The following is a 21,300-nucleotide window of genomic DNA, read 5'->3' on the forward strand; positions in this document are numbered from 1 at the left end:
GCCGTTAAACTCCTCTGCGCCAATGGTACTTCGTCTCAAGACGCGGGAGAGTAGGTCGCTGCCAGGCCTGCAAAGCACAAATTACGCCCAGATCCAACAAAACACACAAAGCCCCCGCATCCCAAAAAGTGCGGGGGCTTCGTGCGTTCTAAGAACAGAAGCAAAGGGCCGAGCTCCTCGCAGAACCAGCAAAGCGCACCGCGCAAGCAACACGCGCCCTCACAATGCGCCCCGCCGGAGGCCGTCAGATCCGATCGCGCTCGCCTGTCACCGCGCCGGGACACACGATGTCAGCCTGGAGGTAGCCAGCGCCTTGCGCTGGCGGCCGATCCTGCCATGCTTCCTCCAACTGACGTTGAGGGATGGGTGGCATGGGCACGTCGTGGCTTGCGAAACATTGGGTGGCCGGCGCTGCCTTCATGGCTGGCGCGCTGCTCCTGGTCCTGCCGGGCATCGTCCCTGATCCCGCCCTGCGGCTCGTCTATCTCGCTTCGCCGCTCTATATGCTCCACCAGATCGAGGAGCATGCCGGCGATCGTTTCCGCACCTATGTCAACGACGTTGTGTTCGGCGGCGTTCAGGCGCTGAGCGTTGCCGACGTGCTCGTCATCAACCTGCCGGGCGTATGGGGCATCAATCTTCTCGCCTTTTATGCCGCGCTGGCCTTCGGGCCGGGCTGGGGCCTCGCGGCGGCCTATCTCATCCTCGTCAACGGCATTGCCCATGTGGGCATGGCGGTTCGGTTCCGAGGGTATAATCCCGGCCTCGTCACGGGCGCGCTCGCCTTCATTCCCTTCGGCGTCCTGAGCCTGCTGCTCATTCCCGCGCGGCCGGTGGAGCATGTGGTGGGGCTCGTGATCTCGCTGGTGATCCACGCGGCGATCATCGTCCGGGTCAAAGCCAATACGCAGCAGGCGGTGCCGCGCTGATTCCAGCGGCGCCGTCTTTCCTCCCTCCCGAGCCGCGCTCTAGACTGTCCCGAAGACAACATCGGGAGGATCACCGTGAGCCGGGCCATTGTCATCACGGGCGGCAGCCGGGGGATTGGGCGCGCTGCGGCGCTTCAGGCGGGGGCGCGCGGCTGGTCCGTGGCGGTGAATTATGTGCGCGATGCCGCCGCCGCCGAGGAGGTGGTTACCGGGATCGCGAAGGCCGGCGGCAAGGCGATCGCCGTTCAGGGCGATGTGGCGGAAGAGGCAGACGTGCTGCGCCTGTTCGATGCCGCCGAGACGGCCTTCGGCCCGCTCTCCGGCGTGGTGGTCAATTCCGGCGTCGTCGCGCCGCCGTCCCGGCTGGCGGACATGGATCTCGCCCGTCTGCGGCGCATGTTCGACATCAATCTGCTCGGCGCCATGCTCACGGCCCGCGAGGGTGCCCGCCGGCTGACGCAAGGCGGGTCGATCGTGCTCGTTTCCTCGGCCGCGGCGCGGCTGGGCGGCCCGAACGAATATGTCGACTACGCCGCCTCCAAGGGCGCGCTCGATACGTTGGCCATTGGCCTGTCGAAGGAGCTGGGGCCGCAGGGCATCCGGGTAAATTCCATCCGCCCCGGCCTGATCGAGACCGACATCCACGCATCGGGCGGCCAGCCGGATCGGGCGCAGCGTCTCGGCACGTCGGCGCCGCTCGGTCGCCCCGGGCGCGCGGATGAAGTGGGCGAAGCCATCGTCTGGCTTCTGAGCGATGCTGCGTCCTATGTCACCGGCAGCATCATGGATGTCACGGGCGGGCGATAGGTCCGCGTGAGACCTCGCCGGACGGTCGTATCGTTGAGGCGATTGGTGCGGGTGGTCGGACTCGAACCGACACTCTGTCACCAGAAACGGATTTTGAGTCCGTCGCGTCTACCAGTTCCGCCACACCCGCATGGAGCCGGCGCAACGCCAGCTCTCCTGTCCTATAAGGCAGACCCGCTGCAAGTTCCAGAGCCCCTCCGGTCGGCGGGAGGCACGCGGGGCGGCTGCCCACATCTTCCCGAAGCTGAGGGCCCTGAAGCACGCGCCGATCAGATGGCATCGCAATCTGATCCGAGCACGCGTTCTCTTTCTTGAGGTCAGAGGGCGATTTGCCGCCCAGATCGATTCAATCCGCTCGGGTTGCGCCCTAAGGTGCAAACATGCTCGGCTTGTCCAGCACCGGCACCTTGGGCGTCTGCGCCTCGCACGCGGCCAGCGTCTTGCCGATCTGAACCGCGGTGTAGATCTTGCCCGCAGCCGGCACGCAGATCCATTCGGCGACGCCGTCCGGCAGGCAGTGGATCAGGCGCTCGCGCCCGTCCGGAAACCGCGTGAAGAGGGCGGCGCGGTTGCGGCGCCAGTCGGGCACGACCTGCTCATAAGTCTTGTGGCAGTCGGCCGCGGAGGCGATCGATTTTTCATAGAAGGTCAGGTCGCCGGCCTGCGCTCCGAGCGGCACAAGACACAGCAGGGCGACGAAGCGGCGCATGGGTCGGTCTCTCCCGATATGGCGCTGACATCCGAGCATAAGCCGGCTCGCGGAGGGAAAATGACACCCAAATGTTCCGGAGCGGGTCTCATGCGTGTGCGCGGCCGTTTATAAGAAGGCATGTCCGCGCCCCTCATCGCCCACATCATACCCTGGACGAATCTGGCTGGCACCGAGCTCGCCACCCTGCGCCTTGCGGAGGCGGCCCGGCGCCTCGGCTATGGGAACGTGCTGTATCTGCCGGAAGGCGACGCGGCCGCACAGCTTGAGGCTCTCTGCCGGGATCACCGGTTTGAAACCGCCCGTTTCGCCCAGCCCGAGGTGAGCCTGCGCCGGCCGTGGCCCTATCTTGCAGCCAGCCTTGCCGTGCGGGCGGATTTCCGGCGGCGGGGGGTGCGCATCGTCCATGCGGGCGAACTCCTGGGGGCATATTTCACCGCTTTCGCCGGTCGCCTTGCCGGTGCGCGGGTGATCAGCCATGTCCGCGCCGACCATCCGCAGATGAACGATCTGGATCGCCTGCTGCTGCGGCCGGTGCAGCATTTCCTCTATGTGTCGAAGAGCGCCATGGGGCGGCAGGATTTTCCGTTGCCGCCGGGGCGCGGTACGGTGCTCTATGATGCGGCGCCGCCCGCGCCGCCGCGGGTGGACCGGGGCGCCGCGCGCGCGCATTACGGCCTGCCGGCGGAGGCGGTCGTCTTCGGCATGCCGGCCCGCGTCAGTCCGCAGAAGGATCATGCGACGCTCATCCGGGCCATGGCGCAGGTGCGCGCCGCCGGGGGCAATGTGCACGTGCTCATCGTGGGGGACACGGACACCGATGCCGGCCATCGGGCGCAGTTCGCCGTGCTGTCCGAGCTGATGCAGGAAACGGGAACCGGGGGCGTCGTCCACTTCGCCGGCTTCGAGGGCGAGATGGCCCGCTTCTACGGTGCCATCGACGGCCTCGTGCTCTCCACCCATACGGAGGGCTTCCCGCTGGTGCTGCTGGAGGCCATGAGCGCCGCTTTGCCGGTGATCGCGACGAACGTGGGCGGCATTCCGGAGGCGGTCGCCGACCGAGAGACCGGGCTCCTCGTGCCACATGAGGATGCGCCGGCACTCGCCGGGGCGCTGCTGCGGCTTGCCGGCGATGCGCCCCTGCGCTCGGCCTTGGGCGAAGCGGGGCGGCAGCGGGCGGAGAGCCGCTTCGGAGCCTCCCGCTTCGAGCGCGAGCTCGCCTCCATCTATGCGAGGCTTCTGGAGCCTGCCCGGCCGTAAGGCTTCGGCCGTCGCGGGCCGGAGATGGAATCGGGTGCCTTCAGCGTCCGTCGCCCGGCCGCAGCGCGCCGTCAGGGGTGAGATAGTCCAGCAGCTTCAGCGTCCGGTCGCCGGTCGCGACCAGTTGCGAGACGATGGTGCGGAAGCGGTGGAAGTCTTCCGCCGAAAGACACTCGAACAGCGTGTCGTTCACCGGCCGCTGCACGGTGGTGAGGTCATCCAGCAGTTGGCCGGCCTTGGGCGTGATGGTGAGCAGCACGCGCCGCCGGTCCTCCGGATTGACCTCCTTCACCACCAGTTCGGCCGCCACCAGCTTGTTCACCTCGATCGTGACGAACGCGCCCGAGAGATGCAGGTGCTCCGCGAGCAGGTTCACGCCTACGCCCCCCTCCCGCCCCTGTAGATGGGCGATAGCGACGAGGATGGTGTATTGCGCGCCCGAGAGCCCGATGAGCGCGCCGAGGCGGCTGCGCACCTCCTGGATGCGCGCGGCGAAGGCCAGCGTGTCATGCACGAGCTGGCGGAAGGCGCGGTCCGAGCCGTCCATCAGCAGCTCCGGCCGCGAGACCGTGAGCTGGCCCCGCTCGCCGCGCTGCTCGGGGGGCGGGGCGTCGCCTCGCGTCTGGTCGGCCATGGCCGGTGCACCGGCTGCCATGGCGCGACGACGCCGGCCCGGCGCCTTTGAGCCCGGGGCCTCACCCGCCTGTTTCCCCTGCCCCCTGCCTGTCTTGCCCGATCCGTCCACGAAAACCGCCTTGACGTCAGTTTCATAAAAATATTAGCTTTGATTCAAAGGTAAATGGTCGCGATACCGATGGCGGTCACCGTCTGAACCATCTGCCGAAGGCCTTCCGGAATGGACGAAAAGTCTCCTGCATTCGATGCGCGCGCGTTCCGCCGGGCTCTCGGCCATTTCGCCACGGGCGTTGCGGTCGTCACCGCCCGCGCCGGTGAAACGGACGAGGTCGTGGGCATGACCATGAGTTCGTTCAACTCCGTATCGCTCGATCCTCCGCTGGTGCTCTTCAGCGTGGCGCGCTCCGCGCACAGCCTTCCCGCCATGCTGGCGGCGCGCGGCTATGGCGTCAACGTGCTGGCGCGCGATCAGGAGCATCTGTCCAACCGCTTCGCGCGGGCGCTCGAGGACAAGTGGGCAGGCGTCGCCCATACGGCCGGTGTCGAGGACGCACCACTGCTGTCCGGCGCCATCGCCCACTTTGAATGCGTGCCCTACGCCCATCATGATGGCGGGGACCATGTGATCTTTCTCGCCCGCGTCGTGCGCTTTGCCCACAGCGAGGAGGCCGAGCCGCTCGTCTTCTTCCGCGGCGCCTATCACGGCGTCGTCGCCAGCTGATTTGCCCAAGAGGACCTTCCATGATCAAGACCGGCCAACAGCATATCGAGAGCCTGCGGGACGGGCGCCAGATCTTCCTGGATGGCGCTCTGGTGGGCGATGCCACCAGCCATCCGGCCTATCGGGGGGCCGTTGCCTCCGTGGGCCGGATGTTCGACTTCCAGAGCGCGCCCGAGAACCGCGAACTCATGACGTTCGAGACGGATACGGGCACGCGGGCCAACAAGATCTGGCAATTGCCGAAATCTTATGAGGAACTGAAGGCCCGCCGTGCCGGTCTCGTGGCCTGGACCGAGCTGCATGCCGGCTTCCTCGGCCGCGCGCCGGACCACGTGGCCTCCTGCATCGCCGGCATGGCCATGGGCCTTGAGGTGTTCGAGGCCTATGACCCTGCCCGTGCCAAGGCGCTGGTGGATTATTATCGCTACGCCCGCGACAACGACCTCTATCTCACCTACGTGATCATCAATCCGCAGGCGGACCGCTCCAAGAGCGCGGCGCAGCAGCAGGATCCCTTCCTCTCCGCCGGCATCGTGGACCGGGACGCGGAAGGCATCACGGTGCGCGGGGCCAAGATGCTGGCGACCGGCGGCATCATGGCCAACGAGGTGTTCGTCACCTGCATCCAGCCGCTCCAGCCGGGCGACGAGAAGTATGCCCTCTCGTTTGCCATCCCGATGAACACGAAGGGTCTCAAGATCCTCTCGCGCAAGTCGTACGAGGCCGCGAACCCCAGCGTCTTCGACAATCCTTTGTCGAGCCGCTTCGACGAGAACGACGCGGTGCTCTATTTCGACGATGTGAAGGTGCCGTGGGACCGGGTCTTCATCGTCGACAGCATCGAGATGGTGGCCAAGCAGTTCCACGCGACGCCGGCCCACGTCTATCAGAACTACCAGGCGCAGATCCGTCTGGCGGTGAAGCTCAAGTTCCTGCTCGGGGTCGCCCGCCGCATCACCGAGGTGAACGGCACGACCAACTTTCCGCAGGTGCGCGAGACGCTCGGCCAGCTCTCCGCCGAGGCGGCGATGATCGACGCCTTCGTCACCGCCATGGAGGCCAAGGGTGTGCAGCGCGGGCCCTATTTCGTGCCCGACCGCCACACCCTCTATGCGGCGCAGACGCTGAGCCAGCAGCTCTATGGCAAGGTGCTGAACACCCTGCGCGAGCTGGCCGGCGGCGGCATGATCATGCTGCCGTCCTCCGTGCAGGACTTCGCCAATCCCGAACTCGCCAACCTCATCGGCAAGACCCAGCAGTCGCCGGCCGCCGACGCCGAGGAGAAGGTGAAGTTCTACAAGCTCGCGTGGGACGCCGTGGGCTCCGAGTTCGCCTCGCGCCATGCCCAGTACGAGATGTTCTATGCCGGCGCCGGCTTCGTGGTGAAGGGCCACGCCTTCCGCACCTATGACTGGGACGGGGCCAAGGCGCTGCTCGACCGCATGCTCGGTTCCTATGCCCTCGCCGACGAGGTCCCTCCGCCCGCGGCGCGCGCCGCCGAATGAGCTCCTGCAACAATCCGTTCTGACCGCCCGAAGGAAGAGCCCACCCCATGGCCATCAACAAAGCCCATGACGAGTTCTATACGCTGGACCTGACCAGCGGCTGGGAAGTGCCGCCAGGTTATCCGGCCGGCATCCAGCAGAAGATCATTTCCGGTGCGCTGGACGAGACAAACAAGCGCGGCTCGCGTACGCGCCTGCTGCGCTTCGATCCCGGCGTCTTCACCACCGCGCCCTTCGTGCACGACTATTGGGAAGAGGTTTTCCTCGTCACCGGCGACCTCACCGTCGGCAATGACGAGAAGGGCGAAGGCGGCGAGTCGTTCCCGCCCTTCACCTATGCCTGCCGCCCGCCGGGCGCCTTCCACGGCCCCTTCAAGTCCGAGAAGGGCTGCATCCTCATGGAGATCCATTACTTCGATCCCGCATGAGCATGTCGGCCTGACGCTTTCGACATATCGCCCTCGCCCGTTCGACGGGGGAGGGCGTTTGGCATTTTGGGCCCGGTCTCCCCGCAGGCCCCGTTTCGCGATACACACCCGCCCGACGCACCCCGCCTTCCATCCCGGAAATCTCCCATGACCGCTCCGACCCTTGCCAGCCTTGCCGCCGATCTTGCCGCCGGCCGCACCACCTCCCGCGCGCTCGTGGAGGCCTGCCTTGCGCGCATCTCGGACCCGGCGGGCGAGGGGACGCGCGCCTTCATCTCGGTTGCGGGCGAGCAGGCGCTGGCGGCGGCTGACGGGCAGGATGCCTTGCGCCGCGCGGGCGCTGCGCCCTCGCCCTTCGCGGGCATTCCGGTCGCCATCAAGGATCTGTTCGACGTGGCCGGTGAGGTCACCACCTCCGGCTCGAAGGTGCTCGCCTCCAATACACCGGCCACTGCGGATGCGACGGCTGTTGCGCGTTTGCGCAACGCTGGTTTCGTGGTGATCGGCCGCTCGAACATGGTGGAGTTCGCCTATTCGGGGCTCGGCCTCAACCCGCATTACGGCACGCCGAAGAGCCCCTGGAAGCGGGAGGAGGGCCGGGTGCCCGGCGGCTCCACCTCCGGCGGCGCGGTCGCGGTCGCCGACGGCTTCGCGCATCTGGCGCTCGGCACGGACACGGGCGGCTCCTGCCGCATTCCGGCGGCCTTCTGCGGCATCACCGGCTACAAGCCCACCGCCAGCCGCGTGCCGCAGGAGGGCTGCCTGCCCCTCTCCCAGAGCCTCGATTCCATCGGACCGCTCGGCCGCTCGGTGGCCTGCTGCGCGGCGGCCGACGCCATCCTGGCCGGCGCGCCGGTCACCGCTCTGGAACCTGCGGACCTGTCTGGCCTGCGTTTCCTCGTGCCCGCCACCGTGGCGCTCGATGCCCTCGATCCGGAAGTTGCGAGCGCCTTCGAGGCGGCGGTGGCCCGCATCTCCAAGGCCGGTGCCCGCGTGGTGACGGCGCCGGTGCCGGAGTTCGCCGAGATCGCCGGCATCAATGCCAAGGGCGGCTTCACCGCGGCGGAGAGCTATGCCTGGCACCGCGCTTTGCTGGCAGAGAAGGAGGCGGAGTATGATCCGCGCGTGTCCGTGCGCATCAAGCGCGGCAGCGAGCAGGAGGCGGCGGACTATATCGACATCCTCGCCGCCCGCCGCTCCCTCATCGCCCGCGCCAATGCGCGGGTCGCGCCGTTCGACGCGCTGCTGATGCCGACCGTCGCCATTCTGCCGCCGAAGATCGCCGATCTGGCGAGCGACGATGCCGCCTATGCCAAGGCCAATATCCTCTCGCTGCGCAACTGCACGCTGGTGAACATGATCGACGGCTGCGCCATTTCCCTGCCCATCCCGGCGCCGGGGGGTGCTCCCGTTGGTTTGATGGTGGCGTCGGCACGCGGCATGGATGCTCGCCTGTTCGCCATCGCGGCTGGAATTGAGGCCCAGTTTGGAGGCTGATCCTCCTAACGGACGCTTCCATTTCCGCACGCGCGGCCTATAGAGAGCGCCGTAAACCCGTTGGACATTTCGGGGAAGGATTCATCATGACGAAGCCCGCCGTCCGCGTTGCCGTCACCGGCGCCGCCGGTCAAATCTGCTACTCGCTGCTGTTCCGCATCGCCAATGGCGACGTGTACGGCAAGGATCAGCCGGTTATCCTCCAGTTGCTCGACCTGCCCCAGGCGCAGAACGCCGTGAAGGGCGTCGTCATGGAGCTCGAGGATTGCGCCTTCCCGCTGCTCGCGGGCGTGGTCATCACCGACGATCCGAAGGTGGCCTTCAAGGACGTGGACGCGGCCTTCCTCGTGGGCGCCCGCCCGCGCTCGAAGGGCATGGAGCGCGCCGACCTGCTGCTCGCCAATGCCGAGATCTTCAAGGTCCAGGGCGCGGCGCTGAACGAAGTCGCCAAGCGCGACGTGAAGGTGCTGGTGGTCGGCAACCCGGCCAACACCAATGCCTACATCACCGCCAAGTCCGCTCCGGACCTGCCGGCCGGCAACATCACCGCCATGCTGCGCCTCGACCACAACCGCGCGCTCTCGCAGTTCGCGGCCAAGATCGGCGCCAACAGCGCCGACATCGAGAAGCTGGTGGTGTGGGGCAATCACTCCCCGACCATGTTCGCCGACTACCGCTTCGCCACCGTGAAGGGCCAGCCCCTGCCGAAGCTCGTCAATGACGAGGACTGGTATCGCGGCACGCTGATCCCCACCGTCGGCAAGCGCGGCGCGGCCATCATCGAGGCCCGCGGCCTGTCGTCGGCGGCCTCTGCCGCCAACGCCGCCGTCGACCACATGCGCGACTGGATCCACGGCACCAACGGCGGCTGGGTCTCCATGGGCATCGCCTCGGACGGCTCCTACGGCATTCCGGAAGGCATCGTGTTCGGCTTCCCGGCGGTGTGCGCCAACGGCGCCTATGAAGTGGTGAAGGGTCTCGAGATCGACGCCTACGCGCAGTCGATGCTCGACATCACCCTCAAGGAACTGCTCGAGGAGCGCGCCGGCGTCGCCGCCATCGTCGGCTGAGCCGACGCCATCAGGCGCCGGCGTCGGTCGGCGTACATTTCGAGCCCCGCCAGTGATCTGGCGGGGTTTTTCTTTGCGCGGTCGGCGGAGGGGCTCAGGCTGCCGGGCGAGGAGCCTCCGGTGCCGCGTCGTTGGACGGGGCCGGCAAAGGATCGGTGGCGGCTGCGGCTTCAGCCTCCGCAGGCTCGGTATCGGCGCTGTGGCAGGCCGCGCGCACGTCCACCTCCAGGCCGAGGAACGCGCCCTCCGTGCCGCTGAAGCTGCCGCTGATCGGAATGGCCTGGCGCGGATCGCGCACCACGGCGACCCGCACCAGATGGTCCGTGCCGACCAGCGCATTGGTAGGATCGAAGTCGATCCAGCCGGCGCCCGGCAGATAGACCTCCGCCCAGGCGTGGGTCGCGCCCGCCCCCTGGAAGGCATCGCCTGCCAGCGGGTCCAGTTGCGGCGTATAGAGATAGCCGGTGACGAAGCGCGCGGCGAAGCCCAGCTCTCGCACCGTCTCCATGAATAGCAGCGCGAAGTCGCGGCACGTGCCGCTGCCGAGCCGCAGGGTGTCGGCGGGCGCCTGCGTGCCTTCTTCATAGCGGGCCTGATAGGCAAAGCGCTCCTTGATGGCGCCGTTGATGGCCATCAGGAGGTCCAGCGTGTCGCGGGTGCCGCTCTCGGGCAGGAAGGATCGGGCGAACGCTTCCACCGCGCCGTCGTCGGGATAATGACGCGCCGCCGGCAAGGCGATATCGAGCCGGTCGTCGCTGGAATAGACGAAGGGATAGGACGCCGCCTCGCGGGCGATCAGATCCTGAAGCGCCGGCACCGGATAGATTTCGAGTTCCAGCGTGCTTTCGATGCGCAGCTCCGCGCCCGGCTCCTGGAAATCGGCGAGGCCGATGGAATTGCCGAAGACGTCATAGACATATTTCACTTCCGCCGGGGGCGAGAGGGTCATCCGGGCATCGAGGAGGCGCAGGCCGTGGCTGTCGCGCGGGCGCAGCATCAGGCGATGCGTGCCGAAGCTGACCGGCTCCGCATAGCGGTAAAGAGTCTTGTGCTCGACCGTGAGACGGCGCATGGGAACTCCTTAGGGTTGTGGTTGGGGCCGGCTTCGTGCATGGGGCATGAAAAGAACGGCCCCGGCAAGCCGGGACCGTCTCAGGAGCCGGCGCGTGTGCCGGCCATATCGTCGGGCGTTACGGAGCCCGCTTAAAGTGTGCGGCTGCTGCCGCGGCGCAGGAAGCCCATCACCGCAGAGATGAGGAACAGCACGATCGCCACGTAGAAGATGATCTTGGCGATCTCGATGGCGGTACCGGCCACGGCGGTGAAGCCGAGGACGGCGGCGATGATGGCGACGACGAGGAACGTCAGAGCCCAGCTCAGCATGTTTCGATCTCCTGTTCGGCACGGACCCGCTCGCGCGGGGCGCGGCGGTTGAAGAAAGAACAGGTGCGCACCTCCTCACGGCGCGGCGCCATGCGGCACCGGGAGGGGGCGGCGGTGCCGTGTCCCTTCCCTCGCAACCTGTGCCGAAGGAACCATCGGACCGGGGATCGGGTTCCCCTCGCGACACTTGACCAAAGCTTGCAGAAGAAGGTTTGGACACGCGGAACAAAGTGCGAGGGGCCGCGTTTCACTACAACTGTATGGTAAAGGAGGTCGCCATGACCGCATCGCGCAGCACGGAACGGGACGGTCAGTCCCAGACGGGCGCCGCGACCCGCGATCAGGTCGCGTCCGCGCCGCGGGCTATCCCGCACGGATACGACCAGAGCGAATTCGCGCCGGAGCAGGCGGATCGCGACTTCGGTCGCGTGCGCCGCAGCCGGGAGGCGGACGAGGAGCGGCGTCACCTGCGCCTCGCCGATGCCGCCATTGGCGGACGGACCCGCCACGTGGAGCAGGGCGAGCAAAAGTGGGACACCGATGACGAACTGCGCGTTGACGGCGCGTCCCGTCTCTACAAGGATTGAGCAGATGGCCGGCACGCAGGAACGCGCTCCCTCTGGCGCTCGTTCTCAGGGCTGGGCCCGAGCGTTGGCGCGCGGGGCAGCGGCTCCGAGCCGCGATGCTGGAACAGGCGAGCAGTCATCATGCGCAGACAGCGCCCGGATCTTCCAATGACGCAGGATCACAATGAGGCAGGCCGCATGAAGGCCCCGAACCGGCGAGACATTTCCGCCCGGCAGGATCTGCTGGGGAAGGAACTGCGTGAACTCTTCGATGACTATACGCACGAAGACATGCCCGACGAGCTGCTGAAGCTCGCGGCCCAGCTTCAGGGCGCATTCGAGGCGGGCCGCAGGCCTGACGTGCCGGCGACCGCTCCAGCGGCGTCGCCGACGCCTTCGGACACGCCCCAAGCGCCCGTCTCTTCCGAAGACGCATCGAGCCGCTCCGACACCGTCTGAGCGCCTTCCCCTTTCCGACGTCGGAAAGCCGGCGACGCGATTGCGTCGGCCGGCTTTTGTGCGTCTTGCCGGTGGTGGCGCGGCCGGCAGAAGGGCGACGGCAATCTTTTCTTCGCCCGCTCTGTTTGCACATCGCCTGCCTCAATGCCCGCTCTAACTTCCTGCCTGGCAGGACCGGCCTGAAATTCTGATCAGGCAAAGAAAAAGCGGCCGCCCGATGGGGCGGCCGCTTTTTTCATCTTCAGGCTGCGGCTCAGCTGCGTGCGGCGGAGAGCGCCAACGCGTCGGTTTCCACCACGTCGGCGGTGGCGTCAGCGCCCATGAGCACCAGAAGCTTGGCGCGGGCGCGGTTGACTCGGCTCTTGATGGTGCCGAGGGCGCAGCCGCAGACTTCGGCGGCTTCCTCATAGGACAGGCCGGCGGCCCCGACCAGGATGAGCGCTTCGCGCTGGTCGCTCGGCAGTTCCTCCAGGGCCGACTTCAGGGTCTTGAGCGTGACCGCCCATTCCTGCGCCGGACCCATGTTGGTGTCCTGCTGCGCAAGCGTCGACATGCCGTCATTCTCGCGGCGGCGCTTGCGGATCTCGGTGTAATAGGTGTTGCGCAGGATGGTGAAGAGCCATGCCCGGAGGTTGGTGCCGGGGTCGAACTTGTCGATGTTCGACAAGGCCTTCAGCAGCGTCTCCTGCACGAGGTCGTCAGCCTCGGTGCGGTTCCGTGTCAGCGAGCGGGCGAAGGCGCGCAGGGCCGGCAGGAATTCGAGCACCTGCGTGCGCAGCTCGGCCGCTTCCGTCCCGTCGGTCTTCTGAGGCAAATCCATGGGGAGTCCGATGTCCGCTTCCTCTGGATGATACATGCCTGTCCCCAGCCGCAAACGCGGCCGTCCTTGGCTTCCGGGCGGAAGATGGTCCGCCGGATCGCGGCTGGGACAGCCACGTTATCCCTTCGTGAAAGGCCTAACGCCTGCGTCGCGGATCTGGTTCCATCGGGCGGTATGACTCCGCGTGCCTCAGGAGCGCTGCGGGTTGTTTCCGGAGTGGGACGCCTGTCCACCTTTCTGCCCGGCCTGCGATGCAAGCGAGCGGTCGCGCGAGAAACTGCGGTCCTCGTCCGCTACGCTCTGTCCGCCCTTGCGACCGGCAGAGGACGCCAGCTCGCGGTTCTGAGAAAAACTGCGCTTTTCGGCCGGAACGCTCTCGCCGCCCTTGCGCGCGATGGCCCTCTGCTTTTCGGCATCCATGGCCGCAAAGCCGCGCTTGGAACCTCCCTTGCGTGCGTCTCCCATCGTCCTGAACTCCTGGATCATGCCTCAAAGCCTGTGCGGCTCTGAGGGCACAACGGAGGATTGGCCCTCCGGTTCCGATGCGGGAGAGGCGGGGAAACGGCGCGTGATCAGGCAGATGGGGGCAGGGGCGCCGCGTGCGCCGCGGCAACGATCCAGCGGGCGAAGGCGGTGACGGCTCCACCCCCAGCCTTCGCCTCGGGATAGACGACGTAATAGGCCTTGTCGCTGCACATGGGCCGGTCGAACGGCAGGACCAGCCGGCCCTGCGCCACTTCCTCCTCCACGAAGAAGCGCGGCACCAGCCCGACGCCCAGCCCGGCTGCGGCCGCCTCCGCGATCATGGTGAACTGCTCGAAGCGCGGGCCGCGGAAAGGGGAGGGATGGCTCGCCCCCGCCAAGGCCAGCCATTCGTCCCACAGATGCGGCCGCGTGCTCTGTTGCAGGAGAACGACGCCCGCCAGCCGCTCCGGCCGGTCGAGCGCGTGGCTGTCCCGGAAGGCGGGGCTGCATACCGGCACCACTTCTTCGTCCATCAGATGCTCGCAGATGGCCCCGGGCCAGACCGGGTCGCCGTAATGGATGGCGGCATCGAGCGGCTCGGCGGCGAAGTCGAAGGGCGCGATGCGCGAGATGAAATTGATGGTGATGTCCGGGAAGCGGGCGAGAAAATCCGGCAGCCGCGGCATCAGCCAGCGGGTGGCGAAGGTGGGGAGCACCGCAAGCTGGATGCTGCCGGCGCCGCCCGCATAGGTCATGGCCCGCTGTGTGGCGTCCGAGAGCGCCTGGAGCAGCGGCCGGATCTCCGCGAGATAGAGGCGCCCTCCATCGGTGAGCACCACGCGCTGGCGTACGCGCTCGAACAGGTCGAGCCCGATCTGCTCCTCCAGATGGCGGATCTGCCGGCTCACCGCGCCCTGGGTCAGGTGCAGTTCGGCCGCCGCGCGGGAGAAGGACTGATGCCGCGCCGCCGCCTCGAAGGCCGTGAGGGTCGAAATGGACGGCAGGAAGCGATGGCGCACGCGATCATTCCGAAAGCTCATGATCTCCTGACAACTTATCGCTTGGCAACCCCGTGGTTCAAAGAAATTCTCGGCCCCGCCCGCGCGACCTTCATGCGCCGCCATGATATGGCGATGCCAACGACGGTTGCCGGCGCCGAAGGCGGCCCGACAGACCGTCACGGCCTGATCCTTTTCCGAACGGGAGCTTCCGCATGTCCACTTTTCCCCGCCCCGGCACCCTTGCCGCGGAAGCCCGCGCGCTGCTCGACCGCCTCGGCGTGCCCGCCGCCGCCCTCTCCGGTTCCCTGTCCGTCCGCTCGCCGCTGACCGGCGAGACCATTGCCTCCATCGCCGAGACCGATGCCGCCGGCGCCACCGCCGCCATCGGGCAGGCGCATGAGGCCTTCCTCGCCTGGCGCGCCATTCCCGGCCCGCGCCGCGGCGAGCTGGTGCGCCTGCTGGGCGAGGAACTGCGCGCGTCCAAGGCCGATATCGGCCGCCTCGTCACCATCGAGGCCGGCAAGATCACCTCCGAGGGCCTCGGCGAAGTGCAGGAGATGATCGACATCTGCGATTATGCGGTCGGCCTCTCCCGCCAGCTTCAGGGCCTCACCATCGCCACCGAGCGCCCGGACCATCGCATGATGGAGACGTGGCACCCCATCGGCGTCGTGGGCGTCATCTCCGCCTTCAACTTCCCCGTGGCCGTGTGGTCATGGAACGCCGCGCTCGCCTTCGTCTGCGGCGACAGCGTGGTGTGGAAGCCCTCCGAGAAGACCCCGCTCACGGCGCTGGCCGTGCAGGCCATCTTCGAGAAGGCGTGCGCCCGCTTCGGCGGCGTGCCGGCCGGTCTCTCCACTTTGCTCATCGGCGGCAAGGCGGTGGGTGAGGCGCTGGTGGACGACAAGCGGGTGCCCGTCGTCTCCGCCACAGGTTCCACCGCCATGGGCCGCGCCGTCGGCCCTCGGCTCGCGGCCCGTTTCGCGCGTCCGATCCTCGAACTCGGCGGCAACAATGCCGCCATCGTCTGCCCGAGCGCGGACCTGGATCTCGCGGTGCGCGCCATCGCCTTCGCCGCCATGGGCACCGCCGGCCAGCGCTGCACCACGCTGCGCCGCCTCATCGTGCATGAAAGCATCTATGACGCTCTGCTGGCGCGCCTGAAGCCGGCCTATGCCTCCGTGAAGGTGGGCGACCCCGGCGCCGAGGGCACGCTCATCGGCCCGCTGGTTGATGCCGCCGCCTTCGCCGGCATGCAGCGGGCGCTGGAGGCGGCCAAGGCGCAGGGCGGCACCGTCACAGGCGGCGCGCGCGTGACCGCCGAGGGCCTGCCGGAGGCCTATTATGTGCGTCCGGCGCTGGTGGAGATGCCCGGCCAGACCGAGGTGGTGAAGGAAGAGACCTTCGCCCCCATCCTCTATGTGATGCGCTACAGCGACTTCGATGCCGCGATCGCGCTCCAGAACGACGTGCCGCAGGGCCTTTCCTCGTCCATCTTCACCAACGACCTGCGCGAGGCCGAGCGTTTCGTCTCGGTCACCGGTTCGGACTGCGGCATCGCCAATGTGAACATCGGCCCCTCGGGCGCCGAGATCGGTGGCGCGTTCGGCGGCGAGAAGGAGACGGGCGGCGGTCGCGAGGCGGGCTCGGATTCCTGGAAGGCGTACATGCGCCGGGCCACCAACACCGTGAATTACGGCCGCACCCTGCCGCTGGCGCAGGGTGTGACCTTCGACGTGGGCTGAGGCCCCTTGGCCGGCGGGCCCCGTCTGCCGGCCCTTCCTGACACCCAGACCCTTCCCGACAGGACGTGACAACATGAGCGAGCCGAAGCCCCGCACCGGCGGCCAGCTGATCGTGGACCAGCTCAAGGCGCAGGGCGTCGAGCGCATCACCTGCGTGCCCGGCGAGAGCTATCTCGCGGTGCTGGACGCGCTGCATGATGCGGCCATCGACGTGCTGGTGTGCCGCAACGAGGGCGGCGCGGCCATGATGGCGGACGCCTATGGCAAGCTCACCGGCCGCCCCGGCATCTGCTTCGTCACACGCGGCCCCGGCGCCACCAACGCCTCCCACGGCCTGCATATCGCTGCGCAGGATTCCACGCCCCTCATCCTGTTCGTGGGGCAGGTGGAGCGCGGCATGCGCGAGCGTGAGGCGTTCCAGGAGCTGGATTATCGCGGCGCCTTCGGCTCCATCGCCAAATGGGCGGTGGAGATCGACGATCCCGCCCGCATCCCGGAGATCGTCGCCCGCGCCTTCCGCGTCGCCATGCAGGGCCGCCCGGGCCCGGTGGTCATCGCGCTGCCCGAGGACGTGCTGATTGAGACCGCCAGCGTGCCCGATGCGCCTTATGTGGCGCCCGCGGAGAGCTATCCGCATCCGGCCGACATGGCCCGCTTCGCCGAACTGCTGGAAGGCGCCGAACGCCCGCTCATGATCCTCGGCGGCAGCCGCTGGACCGACGAGGCGCAGGCCGGCCTCATCGCCTTCTCAGAGCGCTATAGCCTGCCGGTCGCCACCTCCTTCCGGCGCGGCCACCTCTTCCCCTCCGACCATCCCAATTATGCGGGCGACGTGGGCATCGGCCCCAATCCGAAGCTCGCCAAGCGCGTGAAGGAAGCGGACGTCCTCATCCTGCTCGGCGCCCGCATGTCGGAGATGCCGTCGTCCTCCTACACGCTCATCGACATTCCGGCGCCGCGCCAGCGGCTCGTACACATCCATCCGGGCGCGGAGGAACTGGGCAAGGTCTACCAGCCTGAGATCGCCATCGAGGCCTCGCCCGCCGGTTTCGCAAAGGCGCTGGCGGACCTTTCACCCGGCCAGACACCCCGCTGGGCGCAGGATACGGCGACCGCGCATTCCGATTATCTCGCCTGGACCGAGACGCCCGCCACGCTGCCCGGCGCCTTCCAGTATGGCGAAGCCATGCTCCATCTGCGCAACACGCTGCCGCCCGAGGCCATCGTGTGCAACGGTGCCGGCAATTACGCCACCTGGCTCCATCGCTACTATCGCCTGCGCAAGCGGGGCACCCAGCTCGCGCCGACCTCGGGCTCCATGGGCTATGGCGTGCCGGCCGCCATCATGGCCAAGCGCCACAAGCCGGACGTGCCGGTGGTCGCCTTCGCGGGCGATGGATGCTTCCTCATGAACGGTCAGGAGTTCGCCACCGCCGTCCAGTATGGCATCCCGCTCATCGTGGTGGTGGTGGACAATGGCATGTACGGCACCATCCGCATGCATCAGGAGCGCGAATATCCCGGCCGCATCTCGGCGACCAAGCTGAAGAATCCGGATTTCGCCGCTTACGCCCGCGCCTTCGGCGGCCATGGCGAGACGGTGGAGCGCACCGAGGATTTCGCCCCGGCCTTCGCCCGCGCGCAGGCGAGCGGCCTGCCGGCCATCCTGCATTGCAAGCTCGATCCTGAGGCGATCACCCCGGCCACCACGCTCACCGCCATCCGCACCGCGGCGCTGGAGCGGCAGGGGCAATAGGGCGCGCTTAGCGGAGGGGGCATTACCCCCCTCCCAACCCTCCCCCGCAAGGGGGGAGGGCTTTCCGCCGGACAAACAGGTGTAGCGCTCAGGGATGCGTGACCATTCTCCCTCCCCCTTGCGGAGGAGGGCCGGGGAAGGGGTACGACCCTCTCCAATCTTTCGACAGGCAAAACGCGATGGCTGACCTGAATTTCGATGTGGTGATCGTCGGCGGCGCGGCGGTGGGCTCGTCCGTCGCCTATCACCTCGCCGCCAATCCGGACTTTCAGGGCTCCGTGCTGGTGCTGGAGAAGGACCCCACCTACCAGCGCTGCGCTTCGGCTCTCTCGGCAGCCTCCATCCGTCAGCAGTATTCCACCGCCATCAATGTGGATATCTCGCTCTATGGCATCACCTTCCTGCGCGAGATCGGCGCGCGGCTGGAGGTGGATGGCGAGCGGCCGGACATCGGCCTTCATGAGGGCGGCTACCTTTTCCTCGCGACGCCTGAGGGGCGTCCGGCGCTGGAAGCCGGCCATGCCATTCAGCAGCGCCTCGGGGCGGACATCGCCTTCCTGGAGCCGGAGCCGCTGAAGGCGACCTTCCCCTGGCTCGCCACGGAGGATCTTGCCGCCGGCTGCTATGGCCGGTCGGGGGAAGGCTGGTTCGATGGCTATGGGCTCTTGCAGGCCTTCCGCCGCAAGGCGCGGTCGCTGGGCGTCACCTATATGGCGGCCGAAGCGGCGGGCGTTGAGCGCGAGGGCGATCGCGTCACCGCCGTCCTGCTTGCGGATGGCACCCGCATCGCCTGCGGCGCGATGGTGAATGCGGCGGGCGCCGGCGGGCCGGCGCTGGCCAGGGCGGCGGGCATCGAGATCCCGGTGCACAACAAGAAGCGGATGATCTTCACCTTCCGCTGCGCCGACCCGGTCGAGCGCTGCCCATTGGTGATCGATCCGACTGGCGTCTACTGGCGCCCGGAGGGCGAGGGCTTCCTGTGCGGCCTCGCGCCGCCGGACGAGGAAGATCCGGACAGCTTCGAATTCGAGGTGGAGCACGCTTTCTTCGAGGAGCGCATCTGGCCGGTGCTCGCCACCCGCGTGCCGGCCTTTGAGCGCATCCGTCCCGGCCGGGCCTGGGCGGGGCATTACGACATGAATGCCTTCGACCATAACGCCATCGTCGGGCCGGCGCCGGAACTCAGGAATTTCCACTTCGCCAACGGCTTCAGCGGCCACGGTCTGCAGCAGTCCCCCGCCATCGGGCGCGGCATCAGCGAACTGATCGCCTATGGCCGCTTCACGACGCTTGATCTGTCACCGCTTCGGTTTGCCCGCATGGCCGAACAGGACCCGGTGCTGGAACTGAAGGTCGTCTGAGCGGCGGGCCGAGCAGCCGTCCATAGAGGGCGGCGACATTGCGCTGGTAGGCCGTGTCGCTGAACAGGGCCTCCACCCGCGCGCGGCCCGCGCGGCCCATGCGCACGGCAGTCGCCGGATCATCGGCGAGGGTGAAGAGGGCATCCGCCAGCGGCTGGGGTTGCAGGCGCGGCACGAGGAAGCCGGTGGTGCCGTGCTCCACCACTTCCGGAATGCCGCTGACGGCGGTCGCGACCACCGGCCGGCCGGCGGCCATCGCTTCCATCAGCACCAGCGGCAGCCCCTCGAAATGGGTTGAGAGCACCTTCACGTCGATGGCGGCGTAGAAGCGCTCCATGTTCATCTCGAGGCCCGCGAAGGTGACGAGATGGCGGGTGCCGGTCAGGTGCAGGGCGGCCTCCAGCTGGGCCACATAGTCCCGCGCCGAAGGGGCATCGTGATTGCCCACCAGCAGCACGCGAAGATGGGGCGAGCGGGCGGCGAGCATCTGCACGGCCCGCACCAGCGTCTCGTGATCCTTCTGCACATGAAAGCGCGCGGCCATGCCGACGACGAAGGCGTCGTGGGGCAGGCCGTAATGGGCGCGGGCGGCGGCCCGATCAAGATCCGGGCGCGGCAGCGGCACGCCGTCATAGAGCACTTCGGCCTGATCGGGCTGATGGGCAATGGTGCCCGCATCCATGGTGTTGCGGGAGACGAACACATAGCGCTGCACGGGTTTCAGCAGCCAGCGCTCCTGCCGGCTCTGCTCCGGCTGGTCGCAGCGCACGTGGCTGACCACGCGCGCCCCGGCGAGGCGCCCGGCGAGAGCCGAGAAATAGGCTGCGGTGACGTCGCTGCAATGGACGAGGTCCACCCGCCGGCGCGCAAAGGACGCGGCAAGGGACAGCACATTGGCGCCATAGCGCCACGGCCGGCGCCGCTCGGGCGGAACCTGCGCATAGCGGATGATCGGGAAGCCATAAGATGAGGCGAACGCCTCGAAAGTATCCGTGCCCGGCCCGGACGGTACATAGATCACATTGGCATAGCCGGCTTCACGCGAGACTTCCGCCAGCCTCAGCGTGGCGATCTCCGTGCCTGCAATGTTGGCCCAAGGTAAGATATGGGCGATGACCGGCGTGCGCATTCTTCTAGGGTACGCCCAAGTCGCCGTCGCACAAGTCGTTCCTTGCGGCCTTTTTCGGCCGAGTTGTAACGCTCTTTTCTGACGTGTTTCCGAGTTTTTCTTATCTTGCGCGGGGCTTGCACGCTCGGCGGCCGGGCACCGCAATCGCGCGGCGCGGACGTCTCAAGCCCCGCGCCGCGCGTCAAGGAGAGGTCAGCCGCGGCCGACGAAGGGCATCTTGGTGGCCATCACGGTGATGAACTGCACATTGGCGTCGAGCGGGAGGCTCGCCATGTAGACCACCGCATCCGCCACGTGCTTCACGTCCATCACCGGCTCTGCGCGCATGGTGCCGTCGGCCTGAAGCACGCCGGTCTTCATGCGCTGGGCCATCTCCGTGTCGGCATTGCCGATGTCGATCTGGCCGCAGGCGATGTCGTAGGCCCGGCCGTCCAGCGAGGTGGAGCGGGTGAGGCCGGTGATGGCATGCTTGGTGGCGGTGTAGGGCGCCGAGAAGGGGCGCGGCGCCTCGGAAGAGACCGAGCCGTTGTTGATGATGCGTCCGCCGCGCGGGTCCTGGTCCTTCATGATGCGGAAGGCTTCCTGCGTGCAGAGGAAGGGGCCGGTCAGGTTGGTATCCACCACCTTCTTCCATTCCGCCACCGTGAGGTCTTCGAGCGGAATGGCGGGGGCGCCCGTGCCGGCATTGTTGAACAGCAGGTCGAGCCGCCCGAAGCGCTCGCGCACCTGCGCGAACAGGGCCGCGACCTCGTCGGGATTCGTGACGTCGGTCGGCACGGCGAGGGCTTCGCCGCCGATCTCCTTGGCCACTGCGTCAAGCGCATCGGCGCGGCGGCCGGCGAGCGCGACGGAATATCCGGCTTCCGCGAGCGCGAGGGCGACGGCCTTGCCGACACCGGAACCTGCACCGGTCACAAGGGCCACTTTGCGTGTCATGGGCTTCTCCTCCTAATCGATTTAAGGAGAAGGGATATCCGAGTTGCGCCCGCCTGCGAAGCTCTGGCCGGAGCAATTTTTAAGCGTGTCCGGACAGCAAAAGGCCCGCCGCGACGG

General features: G+C 67.7%; 22 protein-coding genes and 1 tRNA gene. 13 read left to right on the forward strand and 10 right to left on the reverse strand.

Going from position 1 to position 21,300, the window contains the following annotated elements; all coding sequences use genetic code 11:
• The first annotated feature begins 371 nt into the window (after positions 1 to 371).
• Together DFO45_RS00005 and DFO45_RS00010 are read left to right on the forward strand one after the other, a co-directional pair.
• Positions 372 to 929: an HXXEE domain-containing protein gene (locus DFO45_RS00005; protein WP_133863290.1), complete on the forward strand. Its 558-nt coding sequence runs from the start codon at positions 372 to 374 to the stop codon at positions 927 to 929.
• A gap of 75 nt (positions 930 to 1,004) precedes the next feature.
• On the forward strand, positions 1,005 to 1,736 hold the full coding sequence (locus tag DFO45_RS00010; protein ID WP_133863291.1) for an SDR family oxidoreductase: 732 nt from the start codon (positions 1,005 to 1,007) through the stop codon (positions 1,734 to 1,736).
• A 43-nt stretch (positions 1,737 to 1,779) separates the two neighbouring features.
• Here the strand turns inward: DFO45_RS00010 and DFO45_RS00015 are convergent.
• Both DFO45_RS00015 and DFO45_RS00020 read right to left on the reverse strand, forming a co-directional pair.
• A tRNA-Leu gene (locus DFO45_RS00015) sits at positions 1,780 to 1,866 on the reverse strand.
• 237 nt (positions 1,867 to 2,103) lie between these two features.
• Positions 2,104 to 2,445, reverse strand: a complete 342-nt coding sequence (locus tag DFO45_RS00020; protein ID WP_133863292.1) for a hypothetical protein — start codon at positions 2,443 to 2,445, stop codon at positions 2,104 to 2,106.
• A gap of 120 nt (positions 2,446 to 2,565) precedes the next feature.
• Here DFO45_RS00020 and DFO45_RS00025 point away from each other — a divergent pair, with 120 nt between their 5' ends.
• Positions 2,566 to 3,705, forward strand: coding sequence for a glycosyltransferase (locus tag DFO45_RS00025; RefSeq protein WP_133863293.1), 1,140 nt, complete (start codon positions 2,566 to 2,568; stop codon positions 3,703 to 3,705).
• A gap of 40 nt (positions 3,706 to 3,745) precedes the next feature.
• On the opposite strand, the gene DFO45_RS00030 is transcribed toward DFO45_RS00025, so the two are convergent.
• Positions 3,746 to 4,339 carry a MarR family winged helix-turn-helix transcriptional regulator gene (locus DFO45_RS00030; protein ID WP_133863294.1) on the reverse strand — a complete coding sequence of 198 codons (594 nt, stop codon included), beginning with the start codon at positions 4,337 to 4,339 and terminating at the stop codon, positions 3,746 to 3,748.
• Positions 4,340 to 4,561: 222 nt separating this feature from the next.
• Here DFO45_RS00030 and DFO45_RS00035 point away from each other — a divergent pair, with 222 nt between their 5' ends.
• The 5 genes from DFO45_RS00035 to DFO45_RS00055 all read left to right on the forward strand — a co-directional run bounded on the left by DFO45_RS00035 (position 4,562) and on the right by DFO45_RS00055 (position 9,562).
• The gene (locus DFO45_RS00035; protein WP_012172710.1) at positions 4,562 to 5,062 is read left to right on the forward strand and encodes a flavin reductase family protein; all 501 of its coding nucleotides are present in this window, start codon (positions 4,562 to 4,564) and stop codon (positions 5,060 to 5,062) included.
• 20 nt (positions 5,063 to 5,082) lie between these two features.
• Positions 5,083 to 6,567, forward strand: coding sequence for a 4-hydroxyphenylacetate 3-hydroxylase N-terminal domain-containing protein (locus tag DFO45_RS00040; RefSeq protein ID WP_133863295.1), 1,485 nt, complete (start codon positions 5,083 to 5,085; stop codon positions 6,565 to 6,567).
• 47 nt (positions 6,568 to 6,614) lie between these two features.
• The gene (locus DFO45_RS00045; RefSeq protein WP_133863296.1) at positions 6,615 to 6,995 is read left to right on the forward strand and encodes a cupin; all 381 of its coding nucleotides are present in this window, start codon (positions 6,615 to 6,617) and stop codon (positions 6,993 to 6,995) included.
• A gap of 147 nt (positions 6,996 to 7,142) precedes the next feature.
• The gene (locus DFO45_RS00050; RefSeq protein WP_133863297.1) at positions 7,143 to 8,492 is read left to right on the forward strand and encodes an amidase; all 1,350 of its coding nucleotides are present in this window, start codon (positions 7,143 to 7,145) and stop codon (positions 8,490 to 8,492) included.
• Between the two features lie 86 nt (positions 8,493 to 8,578).
• Positions 8,579 to 9,562: a malate dehydrogenase gene (locus DFO45_RS00055; RefSeq protein WP_133863298.1), complete on the forward strand. Its 984-nt coding sequence runs from the start codon at positions 8,579 to 8,581 to the stop codon at positions 9,560 to 9,562.
• A gap of 94 nt (positions 9,563 to 9,656) precedes the next feature.
• On the opposite strand, the gene DFO45_RS00060 is transcribed toward DFO45_RS00055, so the two are convergent.
• Positions 9,657 to 10,634 (reverse strand): transglutaminase family protein, encoded by a 978-nt coding sequence (locus DFO45_RS00060; RefSeq protein ID WP_133863299.1) that lies wholly within the window; start codon positions 10,632 to 10,634, stop codon positions 9,657 to 9,659.
• A gap of 131 nt (positions 10,635 to 10,765) precedes the next feature.
• Entirely contained in the window at positions 10,766 to 10,945 is a 180-nt protein-coding gene (locus DFO45_RS00065) for a DUF1328 domain-containing protein (protein WP_012172704.1), read from the reverse strand.
• A gap of 278 nt (positions 10,946 to 11,223) precedes the next feature.
• Between DFO45_RS00065 and DFO45_RS00070 the strand changes: the two genes are divergently transcribed.
• Positions 11,224 to 11,532 carry a hypothetical protein gene (locus DFO45_RS00070; protein ID WP_133863300.1) on the forward strand — a complete coding sequence of 103 codons (309 nt, stop codon included), beginning with the start codon at positions 11,224 to 11,226 and terminating at the stop codon, positions 11,530 to 11,532.
• A gap of 147 nt (positions 11,533 to 11,679) precedes the next feature.
• Positions 11,680 to 11,970, forward strand: a complete 291-nt coding sequence (locus tag DFO45_RS00075) for a hypothetical protein (RefSeq protein WP_133863301.1) — start codon at positions 11,680 to 11,682, stop codon at positions 11,968 to 11,970.
• A gap of 253 nt (positions 11,971 to 12,223) precedes the next feature.
• Here the strand turns inward: DFO45_RS00075 and DFO45_RS00080 are convergent, their stop codons facing one another.
• From DFO45_RS00080 to DFO45_RS00090, 3 genes are all read right to left on the reverse strand, one after another.
• Complete coding sequence (locus tag DFO45_RS00080) at positions 12,224 to 12,790, reverse strand: sigma-70 family RNA polymerase sigma factor (protein WP_043880604.1); 567 nt, start codon at positions 12,788 to 12,790, stop codon at positions 12,224 to 12,226.
• A gap of 189 nt (positions 12,791 to 12,979) precedes the next feature.
• Positions 12,980 to 13,276, reverse strand: a complete 297-nt coding sequence (locus DFO45_RS00085; RefSeq protein ID WP_012172699.1) for a KGG domain-containing protein — start codon at positions 13,274 to 13,276, stop codon at positions 12,980 to 12,982.
• Positions 13,277 to 13,362: 86 nt separating this feature from the next.
• Positions 13,363 to 14,295 (reverse strand): LysR family transcriptional regulator, encoded by a 933-nt coding sequence (locus DFO45_RS00090; protein WP_133863302.1) that lies wholly within the window; start codon positions 14,293 to 14,295, stop codon positions 13,363 to 13,365.
• Between the two features lie 173 nt (positions 14,296 to 14,468).
• Here DFO45_RS00090 and DFO45_RS00095 point away from each other — a divergent pair, with 173 nt between their 5' ends.
• From DFO45_RS00095 to DFO45_RS00105, 3 genes are all read left to right on the forward strand, one after another.
• Positions 14,469 to 16,001 (forward strand): aldehyde dehydrogenase family protein, encoded by a 1,533-nt coding sequence (locus DFO45_RS00095; RefSeq protein WP_133863303.1) that lies wholly within the window; start codon positions 14,469 to 14,471, stop codon positions 15,999 to 16,001.
• 73 nt (positions 16,002 to 16,074) lie between these two features.
• Positions 16,075 to 17,757: a thiamine pyrophosphate-binding protein gene (locus tag DFO45_RS00100; protein ID WP_133863304.1), complete on the forward strand. Its 1,683-nt coding sequence runs from the start codon at positions 16,075 to 16,077 to the stop codon at positions 17,755 to 17,757.
• A 179-nt stretch (positions 17,758 to 17,936) separates the two neighbouring features.
• The gene (locus tag DFO45_RS00105; protein ID WP_133863305.1) at positions 17,937 to 19,118 is read left to right on the forward strand and encodes an FAD-binding oxidoreductase; all 1,182 of its coding nucleotides are present in this window, start codon (positions 17,937 to 17,939) and stop codon (positions 19,116 to 19,118) included.
• Here DFO45_RS00105 and DFO45_RS00110 read toward each other — a convergent pair.
• Both DFO45_RS00110 and DFO45_RS00115 read right to left on the reverse strand, forming a co-directional pair.
• On the reverse strand, positions 19,039 to 20,247 hold the full coding sequence (locus DFO45_RS00110) for a glycosyltransferase (protein ID WP_133863306.1): 1,209 nt from the start codon (positions 20,245 to 20,247) through the stop codon (positions 19,039 to 19,041). The genes DFO45_RS00105 and DFO45_RS00110 overlap by 80 nt on opposite strands.
• Before the next feature lie 192 nt (positions 20,248 to 20,439).
• Complete coding sequence (locus DFO45_RS00115; RefSeq protein ID WP_133863307.1) at positions 20,440 to 21,183, reverse strand: SDR family oxidoreductase; 744 nt, start codon at positions 21,181 to 21,183, stop codon at positions 20,440 to 20,442.
• Positions 21,184 to 21,300 lie beyond the last annotated feature (117 nt).

It is taken from the genome of Azorhizobium sp. AG788 (assembly GCF_004364705.1).
Classification (GTDB): Bacteria; Pseudomonadota; Alphaproteobacteria; order Rhizobiales; family Xanthobacteraceae; genus Azorhizobium; species Azorhizobium caulinodans.